Here is an 18,443-nt window from a genome sequence, read left to right as displayed (position 1 = left end):
GTCAGAGCCCCGCGTCCCGCGCGAGCAGGGCCGCGCGGACGCGGTTCTCGCAGTCCAGCTTGGCGAGGATGCGGCTCACGTACGTCTTCACGGTGCCCTCGCTCATGTGCAGCCGCTTTCCCGCGTCCGCGTTGGACAGGCCCTCGCCGAGCAGGGCGAGCACCTCGCGTTCCTTCTCGCTGAGCGCGGCCACCCTCCGGCGTGCCTCCTCCGCGCGCGCCGATTCCCGGCTGGTGGCGAGCCGCTCCACCACGTGCCGCGTCGCCGCCGGGGAGAGGTAGGCGTCCCCCGCCGCCGCGGCCCGGACGGCGCCGATCAACTCCGCCGGTGCGGTGTCCTTCAGCAGGAACCCGGCGCCCCCGTGCTCCAGGGCCCGCAGCACGTTCTCCCGCTCGCCGAAGGTCGTCAGGACGATCACCCGCGCCGCCGGAACCGCTCTGCGCAGCTCCGGCAAGGCGGACAGGCCGTCGAGCACCGGCATCTGGATGTCCAGCAGTACGACGTCGGCCGCGTGCGCTCTGGCCTGCTCGACCGCCTCGCGGCCGTTCGCCGCCTCCGCCACGACCCGGATACCGGGATCGGAGATGAGGATCATCCGGATCCCCGCCCTGATCAGCGGCTCGTCGTCGGCGATCACGACCCTGATGGGCTGCCCTGCCACTGCCACTCCCCACCGCTCCCGTACGGGCGGAGCAGCGCTACCGCTGCGTGACCACGTACGACTTCTTCTCGATCAGCTTGCCGTCCTTGAAGCAGAACCGGAAAACCGGCTCCTCGTCGAACGAGTCCCCCGTCTCCGTGGACAGCAGCACCAGGCAGCCGGCCCCGGCGGGCCGCTCCGGGCCGCCCTTCTCCAGGCCGAGCGTGGCTATGGTGTCGCCCGAAGGCAGCTGCCCGCGGACGTCCTTCTCCGCCATGCCGACCCGCACCGCCTCGTACTGCTTCGGCTCGATCATGCCCTCCTTCATCGAGCCCATCAGGAAGTAGAGGCCGAACCCGGCCGCCACCAGCAGGACGACGAGTGCCGCGACCGCTATCCCGCACCCGAGCGCGATCCCGCCGCCTCTGCTCCTGCCCCCGCGCAACGCCATGGCCAGCTCCCGTTCCGTGACCGTCCAGTCGGCCTCTCCGACCGCGACGGCACGACCATCGCCGACCAGGGGCCGCGGCGACTGCTGCCGGAAGTCGTCCTCCGCGTCGACCAAAGGTGCTGCCTCACCGACCGGCGCCGCGCCGTAGGGCAGCATCCCGGCCACCCGGAAGCCTCCGCCGTCGGCCGGACCCGCGTGGCACATGCCGCCGACCAGGCGGGCCCGCTCGGCGAGACCGGTGAGCCCCTGCCCGCCGCTCACCACGTCCCGCGGCGGACCGCCCACCGGCTCCTCGTTGAAGACCTCCACGACGAAGGTGTCCGGCTCGTAGCGGAGCTCGACCCCGATCGGCGCCCCCGGCGCGTACTTGTAGGCGTTGGTCAGCGCCTCCTGGACGATCCTGTACGCGGCGTGGTCGGCGGCCGGCGCCAGCGGCCGCTCGTCGCCGACCCGGCGCAGTTCCACGGAGGTCCCGGCGGCCTTGGCCGCCTCCACGAGCCCCGCTATGCCGGCGATCCCGCGGGCCGCCTTCCCCGTCTCGTCCCCCGCGCGACCGGGGGCGGTCCCGGCGGCGACGTCCTCCGCCGCGACACCGTCACGGAGTATCCCGACGACCTCGCGCAGCTCGCGCATCGCCGTCACCGAGGCGGTTCTCAGGACGCCGACCACCTCGCGCTGCCGCTCGCCCAGCTCCCGGTCCACCTCCAGGGCGCCGGTGTGCACGGCGATCAGGGCCAGCTGGTGTCCGAGGCTGTCGTGCATGTCCTGGGCGATCCGCTGCCGCTCGCGCAGCCGCGCGTGCCAGGCGATCATCGTCCGCTCGCGCAGCAGCTGGGCGTTCCGGTCCTGCAGCGCGTGCAGCAGGGTCCGCCGTTGCGTCCAGTACCGGTGGGCGAGCCCCGGCCCCAGGGCGGTCGCCAGGTAGTAGAGGGTCGACATGAAGGCCACGGTGAGCAGCCGCTGCTGGTCCCAGGTCTCCAGGAGAGTGCCGGCGACGTTGAGCACGAAGCCGGCGAGGAAGGCGTTCAGCGCGCGCCCGATACCGATGATGAACCGGCCGGACGACCAGCCGACGACCATCAGGAGGGCCCACAGGCCGAGGAGGAAGGGTGCGAGCGCGGACGTGATCACGAGCACGCTCGCCGGGAATCTCCGCCGCACCAGACAGAGCACGGCGGCGGCCAGCGCGTTCAGCACGAGGCGCCATCCCTCACCGCCCATCAGCTCCTCGGAGCCGGCGGCGAGCAGCGCCACGACGAGGGCGAGCGCCAGCTCGCCGACGGTCCTGCGGCGCGACCACTGCCCGGGCAGCGCGAACCAGTTCCACCAGGCCGCGATCCTGGCTCCGATCGCGCCCCCCGTACCCGACTTCACCTTTGCGTCCACGCTCGCACCCTAGGCAGCGGGCGGGGCCACGAGCGCCCAACTTTCGTCTCGATCACCCACGACGAAGGTCGTGATCCGGCGGGCAGCCGATCCACCGGCCGCCGAAGGTCGCAACAGTCCGCGGGAGACGGCGGGAGAGAACCACAGGCGGCCGCAGTGGGAAGAGTCACACGCCCCGGACAACGCGGAAGCCCCGTAGGTCGATGACCTACGGGGCTTCCGTCTGGTGCGCGAGGGGGGAGTTGAACCCCCACGCCCTTTCGGGCACTGGAACCTGAATCCAGCGCGTCTGCCTATTCCGCCACCCGCGCATTGGGTGATCTCCCTGCCCTCTCACCTTTTCGGTGGGAGCGCCTGGCGACATCTGAAGATTAGCACGTCGGTGACCGTGGATTCACATCCCTTGTTTCGCTCCCGCTCGGGGAGAACAAGGACAGAGTGAGGAGCGGCCGAGCGATCGGTAGTGGAGGAGGGCGAAGGGGGAAGGCACCGGGGGGAGGCGCGGGGCGGGGGAGCCGGCCCCGGGGAGGGAGCACCAGGAACGCCGCGGAGCACCCGCCGGAAAGGCCCGCGGCGACGACGACCGGACGACGAGGGGGAGACGGCCGGGACGCGGTACGCCGAGCGGGAGCGACGCGCGGCGGGCCGGGACACCGGCGGGAAGCGACGGACAGGAACCCGCGGCGGGACGCCACGAACGGGAAGATCACGAACGGCCGGGCAGCCGGGGAGGCGGGCCCGCAGGCGGCACGAGGAGGCGAACGGCCACGCGCAACGCGGAAGCGGGAGGAAGACGGGGGCGACCTGTGAGGGTCCGCACCCTCCGCCCCCTCTTGTCCCACAGCGGGGTGCGGGACACTGTCCACAGGCCACCTCTACGATCCGGGGGAAAGGTCTGTGAGAGGTGACACTCGTCCACAGGGCAGAGAAGGGGAACCAGCCGATTTCCCGACGCGTGGATACGATCAGTAAGCAGTACCAGGACGACAACGACGGAGGAGGTGCCCCATGGGAGTCCTGAAGCGTTTCGAGCAGCGTCTCGAAGGTCTGGTCAACGGCACCTTCGCCAAGGTCTTCAAGTCCGAGGTCCAGCCCGTCGAGATCGCCGGCGCGCTCCAGCGCGAGTGCGACAACAACGCGACGATCTGGAACCGCGAGCGGACCGTCGTCCCCAACGACTTCATCGTGGAGCTGAGCGCGCCGGACTACGAGCGCCTCAGCCCGTACTCGGGCCAGCTCGGTGACGAGCTCGCCGGCCTGGTCAGGGACTACGCCAAGCAGCAGCGGTACACCTTCATGGGCCCGATCAAGGTCCACCTGGAGAAGGCCGACGACCTCGACACCGGTCTCTACCGGGTGCGCAGCCGTACGCTCGCGTCGAGCACGTCACAGCCGCAGCCGCCCGCCGCCGGCCCCCAGCAGGGCCGCGGCGGCTACGGGTACCCCCCGGCCGGCGCCCCGCCCATGCCCGCCACTCCGCCTCCCGGCGCCCCCGCCCGCCCTGCGGGCGGCCCCGGCACGCCCGGGCCGGGCCCCGGCGCGGGCGGCCAGGTGCGCCGCTGGATCGAGATCAACGGCACGCGCCACCAGATTTCCCGCCCGACCCTGGTCCTCGGCCGCAGCACCGACGCGGACGTGAGGATCGACGATCCCGGCGTCTCCCGCCGGCACTGCGAGATCCGGACCGGAACGCCCTCGACGATCCAGGATCTCGGATCCACCAACGGCATCGTGGTGGACGGGCAGCACACCACCCGCGCTACGCTCCGCGACGGCTCGCGGATCGTCGTGGGCAGCACCACCATCGTTTACCGGCAAGCCGAAGGGTGAAGCGGGGGCAATGTCAGAGCTGACCCTGACGGTCATGCGGTTGGGTTTCCTGGCCGTTCTGTGGCTGTTCGTCATCGTGGCCGTCCAGGTCATCCGTAGCGACCTCTTCGGTACGCGCGTCACCCAGCGGGGTTCGCGCCGCCAGGAGGCCCGGCCGCAGCAGGCCGGGCGCCAGGCGGCCGCCGCGCCGCCGCAGCAGCGCGGCCAGCAGAGCGGGGGCGGCCGGCAGCGCCGTGGCGCCCCGACGAAGCTGGTCGTCTCCGAGGGCACCCTCACCGGTACCACCGTCGCGCTCCAGGGGCAGACGATCACCCTGGGCCGGGCCCACGATTCGACGATCGTGCTGGACGACGACTACGCGTCCAGCCGGCACGCCAGGATCTACCCGGACCGGGACGGCCAGTGGATCGTCGAGGACCTCGGGTCCACGAACGGCACCTACCTCGACCGGACCCGCCTCACCACTCCCACACCGATTCCGCTGGGCGCGCCGATCCGCATCGGCAAGACCGTCATCGAGCTGCGGAAGTAGTACGACAATGAGCGAGCTGACCGGAGCGACCGGAGGGTGGGCAGTGTGGGTCGAGACCGGCCTTACCCCGATGCAGCGTCGACAGGGCAGGTGGGCATGAGTCTGTCCCTGCGTTTCGCCGCGGGCTCGCACAAGGGCATGATCCGCGAGGGCAACGAGGACTCCGGTTACGCCGGTCCGCGGCTGCTCGCGATCGCCGACGGCATGGGCGGCCAGGCCGCCGGTGAGGTCGCCTCCTCCGAGGTGATCTCCACCCTCGTCACCCTCGACGACGACATCCCCGGCTCCGACATCCTCACCTCGCTCGGTACGGCGGTGCAGCGCGCCAACGACCAGCTGCGGATGATGGTCGAGGAGGACCCGCAGCTGGAGGGCATGGGCACCACGCTCACCGCCCTGCTGTGGACGGGCCAGCGCCTCGGTCTCGTCCACGTCGGTGACTCGCGCGCCTACCTGCTGCGCGACGGCATCCTCACCCAGATCACGCAGGACCACACGTGGGTGCAGCGACTCGTCGACGAGGGCCGCATCACCGAGGAAGAGGCCACCACGCACCCGCAGCGTTCGCTGCTGATGCGCGCCCTGGGCAGCGGTGACCACGTCGAGCCCGACCTCTCCATCCGCGAGGTCCGCGCCGGCGACCGCTACCTGATCTGCTCCGACGGCCTGTCCGGCGTGGTCTCGCACCAGACGCTCGAGGACACCCTCGCCAGCTACCAGGGCCCGCAGGAGACCGTGCAGGAGCTGATCCAGCTCGCGCTGCGCGGCGGCGGCCCGGACAACATCACGGTGATCGTCGCCGACGTCCTCGACGTCGACGGTGGAGACACCCTCGCCGGCCACCTCAGCGACACGCCGGTCGTGGTGGGCGCGGTCGCCGAGAACCAGGCGCAGCTGAGCGACGGCGGCGCCATGCAGACCCCGGCCGGCCGCGCCTCCGGGCTCGGCCGCCCCGCCCCGCACCACCAGCCGCCGGCCGGCGGCTTCGGCCCGCCCGGAAGCGGCGACGACCACGGCTACGGCGGCATGCCCCCGCGGGGCTCCTTCGAGTCGTACACCGACGACGACTTCGTGAAGCCGCGCACCGGCCGCAAGTGGCTGAAGCGCTCCTTCCTCCTCGTCCTCGCCCTCGCCGTCCTCGGCGGCGGCGTCTACGGCGGCTGGCGCTGGACGCAGACCCAGTACTACGTGGGCTCCAAGGACCAGCACGTCGCGCTGTACCGGGGCATCAGCCAGGATCTGGCCTGGGTCTCGCTGTCGGAGGTGGAGAAGGACCACCCCGAGATCGAACTCAAGTACCTCCCCGCCTACCAGCGGAAGCAGGTCGAGGACACGATCGCGGGCGGCAGCCTCGGCAAGGCCGAGACGAAGATCGCCGAGCTGGCGCTCCAGGCGACGGCCTGCAAGAAGGCCGAGCAGCGCCGCCAGGCCGCCGAGAAGGCCGCCGACCGGGCGAGCAAGCCGCCGGCGACCGAGGGCACCACCCCCGAAGGCACCGCCACGCCCGAACCCAAGCCCACCACAGCCGCTCCCTCCCCGGGTCCCACCCTCACCGCCGAGGAGCAGAAGCTGGCCTCGAACTGCGGCAAGCAGTAAGCACCCGTAGGGGGCCTTTCACCACCATGAGCGTTGTCACCAACACGACCACCATCGGGGCGATCGAAGCACCGAGCCGCCGGAACACCGAGCTGGCGCTCCTCGGCTTCGCCGTCGCCATCCCGGTCTTCGCCTACCTGAACGTGGGCCTCGCCATCGACGGCAAGGTCCCCGCGGGCATGCTCGGGTACGGGCTCGGCCTCACCCTCCTCGCGGGCGTCGCCCACCTCGTGGTGCGCAAGTGGGCGCCGTACTCCGACCCGCTGCTGCTGCCGCTGGCGATCCTGCTCAACGGCATGGGTCTGGTGCTGATCTGGCGCCTGGACCAGTCGCCGCGGTTGATCGCGACGTCGATGCGGCTGTACGACAGCTTCAGCCCGGACGCCCCGAAGCAGATGATGTACTCGGCGATCGGCGTGGCCATGTTCGTGGGCATGCTGCTGCTCCTGAAGGACCACCGGGTCCTCCAGCGCTACACGTACATCTCCATGGTGGCGGCTCTCGTTCTGCTCCTGCTGCCGCTGGTCCCGGGCCTCGGTTCGGCGGTCTACGGCGCCAAGATCTGGATCAACGTCGGCGGCTTCTCCATCCAGCCGGGTGAGTTCGCCAAGATTGTCCTGGCGATCTTCTTCTCCGGCTATTTGATGGTGAAGAGGGACGCGCTCGCGCTCGCCAGCCGCCGCTTCATGGGGCTCTACCTGCCCCGTGGCCGCGACCTCGGGCCCATCCTGACCATCTGGGCGGTCAGTCTTCTCATCCTGATCTTCGAGAACGACCTCGGCACCTCGCTGCTGTTCTTCGGCATGTTCGTGATCATGCTGTACGTGGCGACGGAGCGGACCAGCTGGATCGTCATGGGTCTGCTCATGTCGGTGGCCGGCGCTGTCGGTGTGGCCTCGTTCGCGGGTCATGTCAAGGACCGTGTCGACGCCTGGGCCGACCCCTTCTCCTGCGCGGAGAAGGTCCCCGCCTGTGACCAGATGACCGAAGTCCTCATGTCCTTCGGCTCCGGCGGCATCCTCGGCACCGGCCTCGGCCAGGGCAACTCCGACCTCATCGGCTTCGCCGCCAACTCCGACTTCATCTTCGCCACCGTCGGCGAGGAGCTCGGACTGACCGGTGTCATGGTCTTCATCCTCTTCTACGGGCTGATCATCGAGCGGGGCGTCCGCACGGCCCTCGCCGCTCGCGACCCCTTCGGCAAGCTGCTCGCGATGGGCCTCTCCGGCGCCTTCGCGCTGCAGATCTTCGTCGTCGCCGGCGGTGTGATGGGCCTCATCCCGCTCACCGGTATGACGATGCCCTTCCTCGCGTACGGCGGTTCCTCCGTGATCGCCAACTGGGCGCTGATCGGCATCCTCATCCGGATCAGCGACACCGCGCGCCGCCCGGCGCCCGCACCCGCCCCGAACCCCGACGCCGAGATGACCCAGGTGGTCCGCCCGTGAACAAGCCACTGCGCCGGGTCGCGGTCTTCTGCGGCCTGCTCGTCCTCGCCCTGCTGCTGCGCGACAACTGGCTCCAGTACGTCCGCGCCGACGAGCTGAGCACCCACGCCACGAACAAGCGCGTCCAGATCGAGCGGTACGCGAACCCGCGCGGCAACATCATCGTGGACGGCAAGCCGATCACCGGCTCGGTCGACTCCAAGGACGAGTACTACAAGTTCAAGCGGACCTACGTCGACGGCCCCATGTGGGCGCCCGTCACCGGGTACGCCTCGCAGGCCTACGACGCCAACCAGATCGAGAAGATCGAGGACGGCATCCTCACCGGCAACGACGACCGGCTGTTCTTCGACCGCACGCTCGCCATGTTCACCGGTGAGCAGAAGAAGGGCGGTGACGTCGTCACCACTCTCAGCGGCGCCGCGCAGAAGGCCGCCTACGAGGGACTCGGCGACAAGACCGGTGCCGTCGTCGCCATCGAGCCGAAGACCGGCAAGATCCTGGCCCTGGCTTCCACCCCGTCGTACGACCCCTCGACCTTCGCCGGTTACTCCCGCAAGGACGAGAAGGCGTGGGTGGCGCTCCGCGACGACAAGCGGAAGCCGATGCAGAACCGCGCACTGCGCGAGATCTACCCGCCCGGCTCCGTCTTCAAGGTCGTCACCGCCGCCGCCGCGCTGGAGAACGGCAACATCACCGACATCAACAAGGCGACGGACACCCCCGAGGGCTGGAAGATCCCACTCAGCACGATTCCGATGAAGAATCATGCCCAGGGCTGCGCGAACGCCAGCCTGAACCGAGCGCTGGAGATCTCCTGCAACTCCGTCTTCGCCAAGCTCGGTGACGAGATCGGCGTCAAGAAGATGAACGAGATGGCGGAGAAGTTCGGCTTCAACGCCGAACAGTTCGTCCCGGTCCGTTCGGCGGCCTCCGTTTTCGACAAGGCGGCGGAGCGAGGCGGTAACGCCCAGGCGGCCATCGGCCAGTTCAACACCGCGACCACCCCCCTCCAGATGGCCATGGTCACGGCCGCGATCGCCAACGACGGCAAGCTCATGAAGCCGTACATGATCGACGAGCTGCGCGCCCCGAACCTGGACGTCCTCAAGAAGAACGAACCGGAGGAGATGAGCCAGCCCGTCTCGCCGGAGAACGCCCAGCTCCTCCAGCAGATGATGGAGAACGTCGTCACCAATGGCACCGGCGGCCGCGCCGACGTGAAGATGGACGGCGTCAAGGTCGGCGGCAAGACCGGTACGGCCCAGCACGGCGAGAACAACGCCAAGCGCCCCTACGCCTGGTTCATCTCCTACGCCAAGACCGACCAGGGCTCCCCGGTCGCGGTCGCCGTGATCGTCGAGGACGCGGCCGGTGTCTCCCGCGAGGACATCAGCGGTGGCGGCCTGGCCGCCCCCATCGCCAGGAACGTCATGAAGGCGGTCCTGAAGGGCCAGGGCTGAGCCTGGTAGGGACCTGAACGGGACCGGTACGGAGACCGCCTCGACAGGGGTGTGGATCAGGTACCGGTCCTGTATCAGGTTCCGGTCCCGGACGGAACGCCTTTCCGGGGCCGGTAGCGTATGCGCGAACAGCACACACCGCCGGACCACCCATGGGTGCGGTCGGGACAGACGGAGAGGGCTGGATTAGCTATGGAAGAGCCGCGTCGCCTCGGCGGCCGGTACGAGCTGGGCTCGGTGCTCGGCCGCGGTGGCATGGCCGAGGTGTACCTCGGCCAGGACACCCGGCTCGGCCGCACCGTCGCCGTGAAGACGCTGCGGGCCGACCTGGCCCGTGACCCGTCCTTCCAGGCCCGGTTCCGCCGAGAGGCCCAGTCCGCCGCCTCGCTGAACCATCCGGCGATCGTCGCGGTCTACGACACCGGCGAGGACTACGTCGACGGGGTCTCCATCCCGTACATCGTCATGGAGTACGTCGACGGGTCGACCCTCCGCGAGCTGTTGCACTCCGGGCGCAAGCTGCTGCCCGAGCGCACCCTGGAGATGACGGTCGGCATCCTGCAGGCGCTGGAGTACTCGCACCGCGCCGGCATCGTGCACCGCGACATCAAGCCGGCGAACGTCATGCTGACGCGCACCGGCCAGGTCAAGGTCATGGACTTCGGCATCGCGCGCGCCATGGGCGACGCGGGCATGACCATGACGCAGACCGCCGCGGTGATCGGCACCGCCCAGTACCTCTCCCCCGAGCAGGCCAAGGGCGAGCAGGTCGACGCCCGCTCCGACCTGTACTCCACCGGCTGCCTGCTCTACGAGCTGCTCACCGTCCGGCCGCCGTTCATCGGCGACTCGCCGGTCGCCGTCGCGTACCAGCACGTGCGCGAGGAGCCGCAGCCGCCGAGCAACTTCGACCCCGAGATCACGCCCTCGATGGACGCCATCGTCCTGAAGGCCCTGGTCAAGGACCCCGACTACCGCTACCAGTCCGCCGACGAGATGCGTGCGGACATCGAGGCCTGCCTCGACGGCCAGCCGGTCGCCGCGGCCGCCGCCATGGGCATGTCGGGGGCGCCCGCGTACGGCGGGGGATACGGCGGTTATTCGCCGGAGGACCAGCCGACCACCGCCCTGCGCCAGGCGGATCCGGGCGCGCAGACGTCGATGATGCCGCCGATCGGCGCGGACGACGGCTACGGCGGCTACGACGACCGCCCGGACCGCCGCCGCGGCGGACAGAAGAAGTCGAACACCTCGACGATCCTTCTGGTCCTCGCGGGCATCCTCGTGCTGGTCGGTGCCATCTTCATCGGCGCCTCCCTGTTCGAGAAGAAGGACGGCCCCCAGCAGGTCCTCGTCCCGCAGCTCGTGGGCCAGAAGTACACGGCGGCCGAGGGGCTCGCCGCCAACACCCAGCTCAAGGTCCACGAAGCGGGCAAGGAGCGCTGCGACCAGCCCACCGGTGCCATCTGCCGACAGGACCCGGCTCACGACGGCGTCCGGACGATGGACGCCAACGGCACCATCCAGGTGTACGTCTCCGAGGGCGCGCCGCTGGCCGAGGTCCCGGATGTCAAGGAGAAGTCGCGCGAGAGCGCCGAGGAGCTCCTGAAGAGCAAGGGCTTCAAGGTCAAGGTCGTGGAGGAGGAGTCCGACGAGGACCCCGGCACCGTCCTGCGCCAGAACCCTGACGGCGGCACCAAGGCCGAGCAGAACTCCGAGGTGACGATCACCGTCGCCACGCAGAAGCAGGCGACCGTTCCCTCCGTGGTCGGCAACCAGCTCGCGCCGTCCGAGCAGCAGCTGAAGACGCTGGGCTTCGTGGTCATCACCGAGTACGTGGACTCCGACAAGCCCAAGGACGAGATCCTGGAGCAGACCCCGGGCGGCAACGAGTCGGCGGCCCAGGGCTCCGAGGTCAAGCTGCGCGTCTCCAAGGGCCCGCAGATCACGCAGGTCCAGATCCCGGCCGACATCGCGACCAAGCAGTTCAAGGACGTGCGGGACCAGCTGCAGGGCATGGGCCTCGTCGTCCAGCAGCAGGGCTCCGACAAGGAGGACGCCATCGTCGTCGGCTCGAACCCGCCGGCGGGCTCGATGGTCAACCCCGGCACGACGGTCGTCGTCTACACGATGGGCGGCGGTGGCGGCGGTGACAACAACGGCGACCCCGGCACCGGCGACCCGGGCACCGGTGACCCCGGCAACGGGGACCCCGGGAACGGCAACGGAAACGGTGGCAACGACAGCGGCGGCTTCGGCGGAGGCCTCTTCGACTGACCGCCGGACGGCACCGGACGACGTGACGAGGGGAGAGCCCCGGCATCCACCACGGATGCCGGGGCTCTCCCCTTCGCGCCCGCGCGTGCGGTCAGCGCAGCTCGGCCGGCAGGGTGCGGTCGCGGTCGACCTTCTCCGTACGGACCAGCTCACCCCACACGATGTAGCGGTAGTCCGAGGTGTACATCGGGGTGCAGGTCGTCAGCGTGATGTAGCGGCCCGGCTTGGTCCTGCCGGACTCCTTCGGGACGGGCTGGAGGACGTCCACGTTGTACTTCGTGGTCTGCGGCAGCGAGTTGTAGACCTTGTAGACGTACCAGGTGTCCTTCGACTCGAAGACGATCGCGTCCCCGGTCTTGAGCTTGTGGATGTTGTGGAATTTCGCCCCGTGCCCGTCCCGGTGCGCGGCCAGGGTGAAGTTGCCCTTCTTGTCCTGCGGGAGGGCGGACTTGATCGGCTCGGTGTAGTAGCCGGCGACGCCGTTGTTGAGGACGGCGCCGGTCGTGCCCTGCTTCACCAGGATCTCGTCGCCGCCCATCGCGGGTACGTGCAGGAAGCCGATGCCGTCCTTGGTGTCGAGCGCGCCGGGGCCGCCCGCCCACCGGTCGCGGACCTGCGCGCCGTCCTGGTCGGCGGCCCGGTCGGCGAGGACGTTCGTCCACCACAGCGAATAGACGACGAAGAGTCCGAGCACCAGGCCCGCTGTGATGAGGAGTTCGCCGAAGACGCTGATGATGCCGGCGATCCGGTTGCGCGCACGTGCCACTAGGTCGTCCCGTCGTCCCGTCCGGAGGTGTGGGGTCTCAGCCTACGAGCGCGTCAGGCTTTCCCTTGCTGCGCGGGCGTTCCTCGACCATCTTGCCCCACACGATCATGCGGTAGGTGCTGGTGAACTCCGGGGTGCACGTCGTCAGGGTGATGTAGCGGCCGGGCTTCGTGAACCCCGAGCCCTTGGGGATCGGGTCGATCACCGCGACGTTGGAGGGCGCGGTCTGCGGCAGGATGCTCGCCATCTCGTACGTGTAGTACGCGTCCTGGGTCTCGACGACGATCGGGTCGCCCGGCTTCAGCTGGTTGATGTACCGGAACGGCTCGCCGTGGGTGTTGCGGTGTCCGGCGACCGCGAAGTTGCCCTGCTTGTCGGAGGGCATGGCGGTCTTGAGGCTGCCCTCCGCGTAGTGGCCGACCATGCCCTTGTCGAGCACCTTGGGCTTGCTGATGCCCTCGGCGACGGGGACGACGACGTCCAGCTTGGGGATGTACATGATGGCGAAGCCCTCACCGGGCTCGAAGGCGCCGGGAGTGCGCTCGCCCTTCGCCCAGGTGTCCTCGATCCGCTCCTTGGCCTGGTTCGTCTCCTGGCCGGCGAGGACGTTCGTCCACCACAGCTGGTAGGTGACGAACAGCAGCATGACCACGCCGAGGGTGATGAAGAGTTCGCCGACGACCCGGCTGGCGATGACACCGACGCTCTCCTTGGCCGCGCGGGCGGCACGGCGGGCTTCGACCCGGGAGAGCGGGCGGCCGTCACCCGGTCCCGGCGACGCGGCGGCCGGGGCTGCCGGAGCACCGCCGCGGCCCTTGCCGCGCGCGCCCCTGCCGCCCTTGGCGGCGGCACGGCGGCGCTCCGCCCTGCCCGGCCCGGGAAGCGGCTCCACGACCGGCATGGGCATCGTCTCGTCCTGCCGGGGCCGGGGGGGCCGCGCGGGCTCGTACGGGGCCGTTCCAGGGCCTTCCTGGGGCGGGGCGGCCGGGGACGGCGCGGGCGGTGTGGCGGAGGCGGCCGTTTCGTACGCGGGGGGGTAGGGCGGTTCGTACCGGGTGTCGTACGCCGGTGTGCCGTACGAAGGGCCCTGCGCGGGGGCCTGCGGCGTGCCGTACGTGCCGGGCGAAGCAGCCCCGGAGCCGTACGCCTCGGGCCCGGGTCCGGCAGGCCCCGAAGGGCCGCCGTACACCGGCCCTCCCTCGGTGCCGTACGACGGAGGAACGGCGCCCTGACCCTGCCCCTGCGGGCCGTACGCGTACGGGTCTTCAGGTATCGGCTCGGGCTCCGGTTCGGGCAGGTCGGCGGCCCGGAACCACGGCGACCCCGACGTCACGCGACGGCCTTGCCCACCACCGGCGCGAGCCCCGCCGACCGGCCGACCGCCCCCTTGTCGCCGCACTGCTCCAGCCAGTTGGCGAGCATCAGGTGACCGTGCTCGGTGAGCACCGACTCGGGGTGGAACTGCACGCCTTCCACCGGGAGTTCGCGGTGGCGCAGACCCATGATGATGCCGTCCGCGGTCCGCGCGGTGACCTCCAGCTCGTCGGGCAGGGTGGCCGGCTCCGCGGCGAGCGAGTGGTAGCGAGTCGCGGTGAACGGCGAGGGGAGGCCGGCGAAGACGCCCCTGCCCTCGTGCGTGACGAGGGAGGTCTTGCCGTGCAGCAGCTCAGGGGCGCGGTCCACGACACCGCCGTACGCCACCGCCATCGACTGCATGCCCAGGCAGACGCCGAAGACGGGCACGCCGGTGGCGGCGCAGTGCCGCACCATGTCGATGCAGACGCCGGCCTGCTCGGGCGCGCCGGGCCCGGGGGAGAGCAGGACGCCGTCGAAGCCGTCCTGCGCGTGGGAGAGCTCCACCTCGTCGTTGCGCAGGACTTCGCACTCGGCGCCGAGCTGGTAGAGGTACTGAACGAGGTTGAAGACGAAGCTGTCGTAGTTGTCGACGACGAGAATTCGCGCGCTCACTGGCCGTCCACCGTCACATCGTTGAACGGAAGCAGAGGCTCCGCCCAGGGGAACACGTACTGGAAGAGGACGTAGACGACTCCGAGGACGAGCACGATCGAGATCAGCGCGCGCACCCACGCGTTGCCCGGCAGATGCCGCCAGATCCAGCCGTACATGACGTCGACCGCCCCTTCCGTTCGTTACGGGGACCAGAGTACGGGTCGCCGGGGCCGTGGGGGGTCAGCTGTCCGAAGCCTGTGGACAACCGGGGCCGCGCCTCAGCTCACCGGCTTCGCGTGGTGGAGCTCGACCGTCCCCGAGTAACCGGGAAGGGTGATCCTGCGGTGCTCGTCGACCTTCCAGCCGAGCCCGTACGCCTTCACGTACAGCCGGTAGTTCTGGATGGCCGGGGAGTCGGCCAGGGCCCTGGAGAGCCGCGAGCGGTCACCGACCGCCGTGATCTTGTACGGGGGCGAGTAGACGCGGCCCTGGAGGATCAGGGTGTTGCCGACGCAGCGCACGGCGCTGGTGGAGATCAGCCGCTGGTCCATCACGCGGATGCCCTCGGCGCCGCCCTGCCACAGGGCGTTGACGACGGCCTGGAGGTCCTGCTGGTGGATCACCAGGTCGTTGGCCTGCGGTTCCGGGTAGCCGGGGGCGGCCTGGGCGTCGGGCGGCGCGTCGTTGAGGGTGACGGTCAGACCGCTGCCCGAGACCTCCGTGGTTCCCGCCGTCGTCTCCAGTGCGCGCAGACGCTCGTCCTCCGCACGGGTGGATCCGTCGTCGCGGGCGGCGAGCGCGTCGACCTGGGAGCGCAGGGCCGCGGTGGACTCGTCGAGACCGGCGTTCTTGTGGCTGCGCTCCTGGATGAGGTCGGAGAGCCGCAGGAGAGAGGTGTCCGTGCGCAGGTTGGTGCCGCGGGCGGTGTTGAAGCTGGTGACGAAGATCAGTCCGGCGAGGGCGAAGACGGCAAGGGTGAGCAGTCGGACGGGGCGCCACCGCGCGGTGGGGCCCGGCCCTGCGGGAGTGCCGGCGGAATTGCTCAACGTACCCTGATCCCCTTCGGTGCCGCGGAACCACTACGCTAACGGACGCCCGGGGGACGCAGTGGTCCTCCCGCGGCCCGATCCCGGCGCCAGCCACAGTTCCCTGCGCGGTCACGCAGCGCATCGACAGGAGAGTCCCTCGTGCCGAAGTCACGTATCCGCAAGAAGGCCGACTTCACGCCGCCGCCCGCGAAGCAGGCCGCCAACATCAAGCTGACGAACAGCAGCTGGGTGGCACCCGTGATGCTGGCGCTGTTCGCCATCGGGCTGGTGTGGATCGTCGTCTTCTACGTCACCGACGGTTCGCTGCCGGTCGAGTCGATCCGGAACTGGAACATCGTGGTCGGCTTCGGCTTCATCGCGGCGGGCTTCGGCGTCTCCACCCAGTGGAAGTAGTCCGCGGCGGGCGGCCGTCCCCCCAACTTATCCACAGCGTTGTGCACAGCACTGGATAACTTACGAAGATCTGTGGATAACTTGCACGAGATTGACGCCGGTATGACCACGTTCTGATCGCTCCCGATCGGGAGCGACTGCGGCGCACCCCCGCCTTCCTGGCAAAAGACCAGGTCAGAGGCGGGGGTGTCGCAGTTTCCGCTGCGGTGGGGAAGACCGGCCCCACACTGTGGATAACTCTGGGGAAAGCTCGCTTCAGCAGCTCGTCCCCAGGTCTCCGCGCTCAGGTGAGCAGGGCCGAACGGGTGAGGACGGCGACCACGTCGACCGCCAGCAGCAGCCCGCAGGCGCCGTACTGCACCAGCTGCCGCCGGGCCCGGGGGGCGTGCACCAGCGCGTACGTGACCACGGCTCCCGCCACCAGTCCGCCGACGTGCGCCTCCCAGGAGATCCCCGGACGGGTGAACGTCATGAGCAGCGACAGGGCCACGAAGAGGATCACCGGCCGCATGTCGTGGCGACGCCGACGGGCCAGCACCACCCAGGCGCCGATCAGTCCGTAGACGACACCGGAGGCGCCGAGGGACGGCTGGTTCGGCGCGGCGACCAGGTACGCGAGCGTGGAGCCCGACAGTCCCGCGAGCAGGCACAGGGCCGCGTACCGGGCCCGGCCGAGCTCCGGTTCCACGATCCCGCCGATCACCCACAGGCCGAGCACGTTGAAGAGGATGTGCCAGACCTCCTCGTGCAGGACGGTCGCGGTCAGGAGCCGGTACCACTCGCCGTCCGCGACCCCCACGACCTCCCCGAGGAAGGGATTGAAGGCGTATCCGATGAGCACGAGCTGGTCGACGAGCCGCTCGCCGGCCACCAGGACGGCGAGGTAGACCACCAGGTTGATCCCCACGAGGATCTTGGTGACGAACCGGTCGTCGGCGGCCACCCGCCCGCCCGCGAGGGTCCGGGGCTGGTTGGCGTCCGCCGCGTGCCCGGTCCCCGAACCGTTGCGCACGCAGTCGGGGCACTGGAATCCGACGGAGGCGGAGATCATGCACTCCGGGCAGATCGGCTTCTCGCAGCGGGCACAGCGGATGCCGGTCTCGGCGCCGGGGTGGCGGTAGCAGTGCGGAAGGCCGGACTGCGGGTCCATGGGCGGGGTCCGTCCCTTCCGCGTCAGCGCTTCTCGATCACCACGGAACGGATGACGACGTCCTCCAGCGGACGCTCGGTGCGCGGGTCGGTCTCCACGGCGGCGATCGCGTCCACGACGGCGCGGCTCTCCTGGCCGACGACCTCGCCGAAGATGGTGTGCTTGCGGTTGAGCCAGGTGGCGGGGCCGACCGTGATGAAGAACTGCGAGCCGTTGGTCCCCGGGCCGGCGTTCGCCATGGCCAGCAGGTAGGGCCGGTCGAAGAAGAGCTCGGGGTGGAACTCGTCGCCGAACTCGTAGCCGGGACCGCCCGTGCCGTTCCCGAGCGGGTCGCCGCCCTGGATCATGAAGCCCTTGATCACGCGGTGGAAGACCGTGCCGTCGTACAGCGGATCGGTGGAGACCTCGCCGGTGACCGGGTGGGTCCACTCCCGCTCGCCCGAGGCGAGTTCGACGAAGTTCCTGACCGTCTTGGGTGCGTGGAACGGCAGGAGCCGCATCTCGATGTCGCCCGCGCTGGTCTTCAGGATCGCGTAGAGCTGCTCGGCCACGGTCCGCCTTCCGTCCCTGTTCACGCCGCGTCACAGCGGCTGGGGTCAGGCAGCCGGCGTCACGTCGGGTCACTCACATCCGTCTCTGGCGTGTCCGATCCTCGCATGCCCCGGATGCCCGCCCCACATGCCGGACCTGACTCAGGGGGGCATGATTCCGAAAAGGATGGAAAGGCGAAAACCCGACATGGTCGCCACCGAGGAGGAGGAGTCCTGTGACCCGCATGGACAGCGTGCGCGCCGCGACAGATTCGGCGAAGGAGAGCGTTCTGCACGCCGCGGAAGTGGTGGCGCCGTACGCAGGCACGGCCAAGGAGCAGGCCGCACAGTACGCGCAGGAGGCGCGGACGCGGCTGGCGCCGAAGGTGTCGACGGCCGCTCGGCAGGCACGGGTTCAGGCACGAGCGCAGTACGTCGCGCGTGTCGCACCGCACGTGCCGCCGCGGGTCGACGCGGCCGCGCATCGCGCTGCGGCCCGGACCCGTGAAGCCGCCCGTCAGGCGGCCGACTACACCGTTCCGCGCGTCGAGCAAGCGGTCGCCGCGACCGGTCCCGTCCTCGAGGAGGCCGGGTCGCGTTCGACGGCCGCCTGGGCCGCGCTGCGCGGTCAGGTGACGCCGAAGGACATCCAGAAGCTCGTGAAGAAGCACCGTCGTCGCGCGAGGGCCGGACGGTTCGCCAAGGGCCTCGCGGTCTTCGGTGTGCTGGCCGGTGGCGCGTACGCCGCCTGGCAGTGGTGGGACAAGCAGGCCAATCCCGACTGGCTGGTCGAGCCGCCCGCTCCCACCGAGGTGGACGAGGGCTCCGTCCTGGCGTCGGTCGACGGCAGCGGCCCTACCCTCTCGCCCGAGGTGGCGGCCAAGGAGGCCGAAGCCGAGGCGGAGGTGGAGTCCGAGGCCGGGTCCGAGACCACGGAGGGCGACGAGCGCCGCTGACCGCGGGACGGGGTCCTGCCGGGTAC

Annotated in this window: 17 protein-coding genes and 1 tRNA gene; 8 read left to right on the top strand and 10 right to left on the bottom strand. The window is 70.2% G+C overall.

Annotated features, from left to right (window positions below; genetic code table 11):
• Position 1: 1 nt before the first annotated feature.
• The 3 genes from ABTY40_RS03315 to ABTY40_RS03305 all read right to left on the bottom strand — a co-directional run bounded on the left by ABTY40_RS03315 (position 2) and on the right by ABTY40_RS03305 (position 2,788).
• Entirely contained in the window at positions 2–661 is a 660-nt protein-coding gene (locus ABTY40_RS03315; RefSeq protein ID WP_309051737.1) for a response regulator, read from the bottom strand.
• 37 nt (positions 662–698) lie between these two features.
• Positions 699–2,477, bottom strand: a complete 1,779-nt coding sequence (locus ABTY40_RS03310; protein ID WP_352057928.1) for a sensor histidine kinase — start codon at positions 2,475–2,477, stop codon at positions 699–701.
• A gap of 224 nt (positions 2,478–2,701) precedes the next feature.
• Positions 2,702–2,788 (bottom strand) — tRNA-Leu (locus ABTY40_RS03305).
• Between the two features lie 697 nt (positions 2,789–3,485).
• Between ABTY40_RS03305 and ABTY40_RS03300 the strand changes: the two genes are divergently transcribed.
• The 6 genes from ABTY40_RS03300 to pknB all read left to right on the top strand — a co-directional run bounded on the left by ABTY40_RS03300 (position 3,486) and on the right by pknB (position 11,623).
• Positions 3,486–4,307: an FHA domain-containing protein gene (locus ABTY40_RS03300; RefSeq protein WP_345280315.1), complete on the top strand. Its 822-nt coding sequence runs from the start codon at positions 3,486–3,488 to the stop codon at positions 4,305–4,307.
• 10 nt (positions 4,308–4,317) lie between these two features.
• A complete protein-coding gene (locus ABTY40_RS03295; protein ID WP_352057927.1) occupies positions 4,318–4,839 on the top strand; it encodes an FHA domain-containing protein FhaB/FipA in 522 nt (173 codons plus the stop codon).
• Between the two features lie 96 nt (positions 4,840–4,935).
• Complete coding sequence (locus ABTY40_RS03290) at positions 4,936–6,435, top strand: Stp1/IreP family PP2C-type Ser/Thr phosphatase (RefSeq protein WP_352057926.1); 1,500 nt, start codon at positions 4,936–4,938, stop codon at positions 6,433–6,435.
• 26 nt (positions 6,436–6,461) lie between these two features.
• The gene (locus tag ABTY40_RS03285) at positions 6,462–7,883 is read left to right on the top strand and encodes an FtsW/RodA/SpoVE family cell cycle protein (protein WP_352057925.1); all 1,422 of its coding nucleotides are present in this window, start codon (positions 6,462–6,464) and stop codon (positions 7,881–7,883) included.
• Complete coding sequence (locus tag ABTY40_RS03280) at positions 7,880–9,346, top strand: peptidoglycan D,D-transpeptidase FtsI family protein (protein ID WP_352057924.1); 1,467 nt, start codon at positions 7,880–7,882, stop codon at positions 9,344–9,346. Before ABTY40_RS03285 ends, ABTY40_RS03280 begins: the two co-directional genes overlap by 4 nt.
• A gap of 192 nt (positions 9,347–9,538) precedes the next feature.
• Entirely contained in the window at positions 9,539–11,623 is a 2,085-nt protein-coding gene (gene pknB, locus ABTY40_RS03275) for a Stk1 family PASTA domain-containing Ser/Thr kinase (protein WP_352057923.1), read from the top strand.
• A 91-nt stretch (positions 11,624–11,714) separates the two neighbouring features.
• On the opposite strand, the gene ABTY40_RS03270 is transcribed toward pknB, so the two are convergent.
• The 5 genes from ABTY40_RS03270 to ABTY40_RS03250 form a co-directional block, all read right to left on the bottom strand.
• Positions 11,715–12,389, bottom strand: coding sequence for a class E sortase (locus ABTY40_RS03270; RefSeq protein ID WP_352057922.1), 675 nt, complete (start codon positions 12,387–12,389; stop codon positions 11,715–11,717).
• A 37-nt stretch (positions 12,390–12,426) separates the two neighbouring features.
• Entirely contained in the window at positions 12,427–13,722 is a 1,296-nt protein-coding gene (locus tag ABTY40_RS03265) for a class E sortase (RefSeq protein WP_352057921.1), read from the bottom strand.
• Positions 13,719–14,357 carry an aminodeoxychorismate/anthranilate synthase component II gene (locus ABTY40_RS03260; RefSeq protein WP_352057920.1) on the bottom strand — a complete coding sequence of 213 codons (639 nt, stop codon included), beginning with the start codon at positions 14,355–14,357 and terminating at the stop codon, positions 13,719–13,721. Before ABTY40_RS03260 ends, ABTY40_RS03265 begins: the two co-directional genes overlap by 4 nt.
• A complete protein-coding gene (locus ABTY40_RS03255) occupies positions 14,354–14,515 on the bottom strand; it encodes a hypothetical protein (protein WP_309053596.1) in 162 nt (53 codons plus the stop codon). Before ABTY40_RS03255 ends, ABTY40_RS03260 begins: the two co-directional genes overlap by 4 nt.
• 102 nt (positions 14,516–14,617) lie before the next feature.
• Positions 14,618–15,385, bottom strand: coding sequence for a DUF881 domain-containing protein (locus ABTY40_RS03250; RefSeq protein WP_345280333.1), 768 nt, complete (start codon positions 15,383–15,385; stop codon positions 14,618–14,620).
• Positions 15,386–15,526: 141 nt separating this feature from the next.
• Here ABTY40_RS03250 and crgA point away from each other — a divergent pair, with 141 nt between their 5' ends.
• Positions 15,527–15,781, top strand: coding sequence for a cell division protein CrgA (gene crgA / locus ABTY40_RS03245; protein WP_309053598.1), 255 nt, complete (start codon positions 15,527–15,529; stop codon positions 15,779–15,781).
• 283 nt (positions 15,782–16,064) lie between these two features.
• On the opposite strand, the gene ABTY40_RS03240 is transcribed toward crgA, so the two are convergent.
• Positions 16,065–16,931, bottom strand: a complete 867-nt coding sequence (locus ABTY40_RS03240; protein WP_352057919.1) for a rhomboid family intramembrane serine protease — start codon at positions 16,929–16,931, stop codon at positions 16,065–16,067.
• A gap of 23 nt (positions 16,932–16,954) precedes the next feature.
• Complete coding sequence (locus ABTY40_RS03235) at positions 16,955–17,482, bottom strand: peptidylprolyl isomerase (RefSeq protein ID WP_345280337.1); 528 nt, start codon at positions 17,480–17,482, stop codon at positions 16,955–16,957.
• Positions 17,483–17,697: 215 nt separating this feature from the next.
• On the opposite strand from ABTY40_RS03235, the gene ABTY40_RS03230 reads away from it, so the two are divergent.
• A complete protein-coding gene (locus ABTY40_RS03230; protein ID WP_352057918.1) occupies positions 17,698–18,417 on the top strand; it encodes a DUF5324 family protein in 720 nt (239 codons plus the stop codon).
• Positions 18,418–18,443: the final 26 nt, after the last annotated feature.

This window comes from Streptomyces sp. NPDC126503, from assembly GCF_040302405.1.
GTDB lineage: Bacteria > Actinomycetota > Actinomycetes > Streptomycetales > Streptomycetaceae > Streptomyces > Streptomyces gulbargensis.
The sequence above is the reverse complement of the archived record's forward strand: the minus strand, read 5'-3'. Positions and strand labels throughout refer to the sequence as shown.

Bases quoted from the DNA above. Each gene is read 5' to 3' on its own strand.
- ABTY40_RS03300 (WP_345280315.1), top strand. From the start codon at position 3,486: ATGGGAGTCCTGAAGCGTTTCGAGCAGCGTCTCGAAGGTCTGGTCAAC.
- ABTY40_RS03295 (WP_352057927.1), top strand. From the start codon at position 4,318: ATGTCAGAGCTGACCCTGACGGTCATGCGGTTGGGTTTCCTGGCCGTT.
- ABTY40_RS03285 (WP_352057925.1), top strand. From the start codon at position 6,462: ATGAGCGTTGTCACCAACACGACCACCATCGGGGCGATCGAAGCACCG.
- ABTY40_RS03255 (WP_309053596.1), bottom strand. From the start codon at position 14,515: ATGTACGGCTGGATCTGGCGGCATCTGCCGGGCAACGCGTGGGTGCGC.
- pknB (WP_352057923.1), top strand. From the start codon at position 9,539: ATGGAAGAGCCGCGTCGCCTCGGCGGCCGGTACGAGCTGGGCTCGGTG.
- ABTY40_RS03240 (WP_352057919.1), bottom strand. From the start codon at position 16,931: ATGGACCCGCAGTCCGGCCTTCCGCACTGCTACCGCCACCCCGGCGCC.
- ABTY40_RS03290 (WP_352057926.1), top strand. From the start codon at position 4,936: ATGAGTCTGTCCCTGCGTTTCGCCGCGGGCTCGCACAAGGGCATGATC.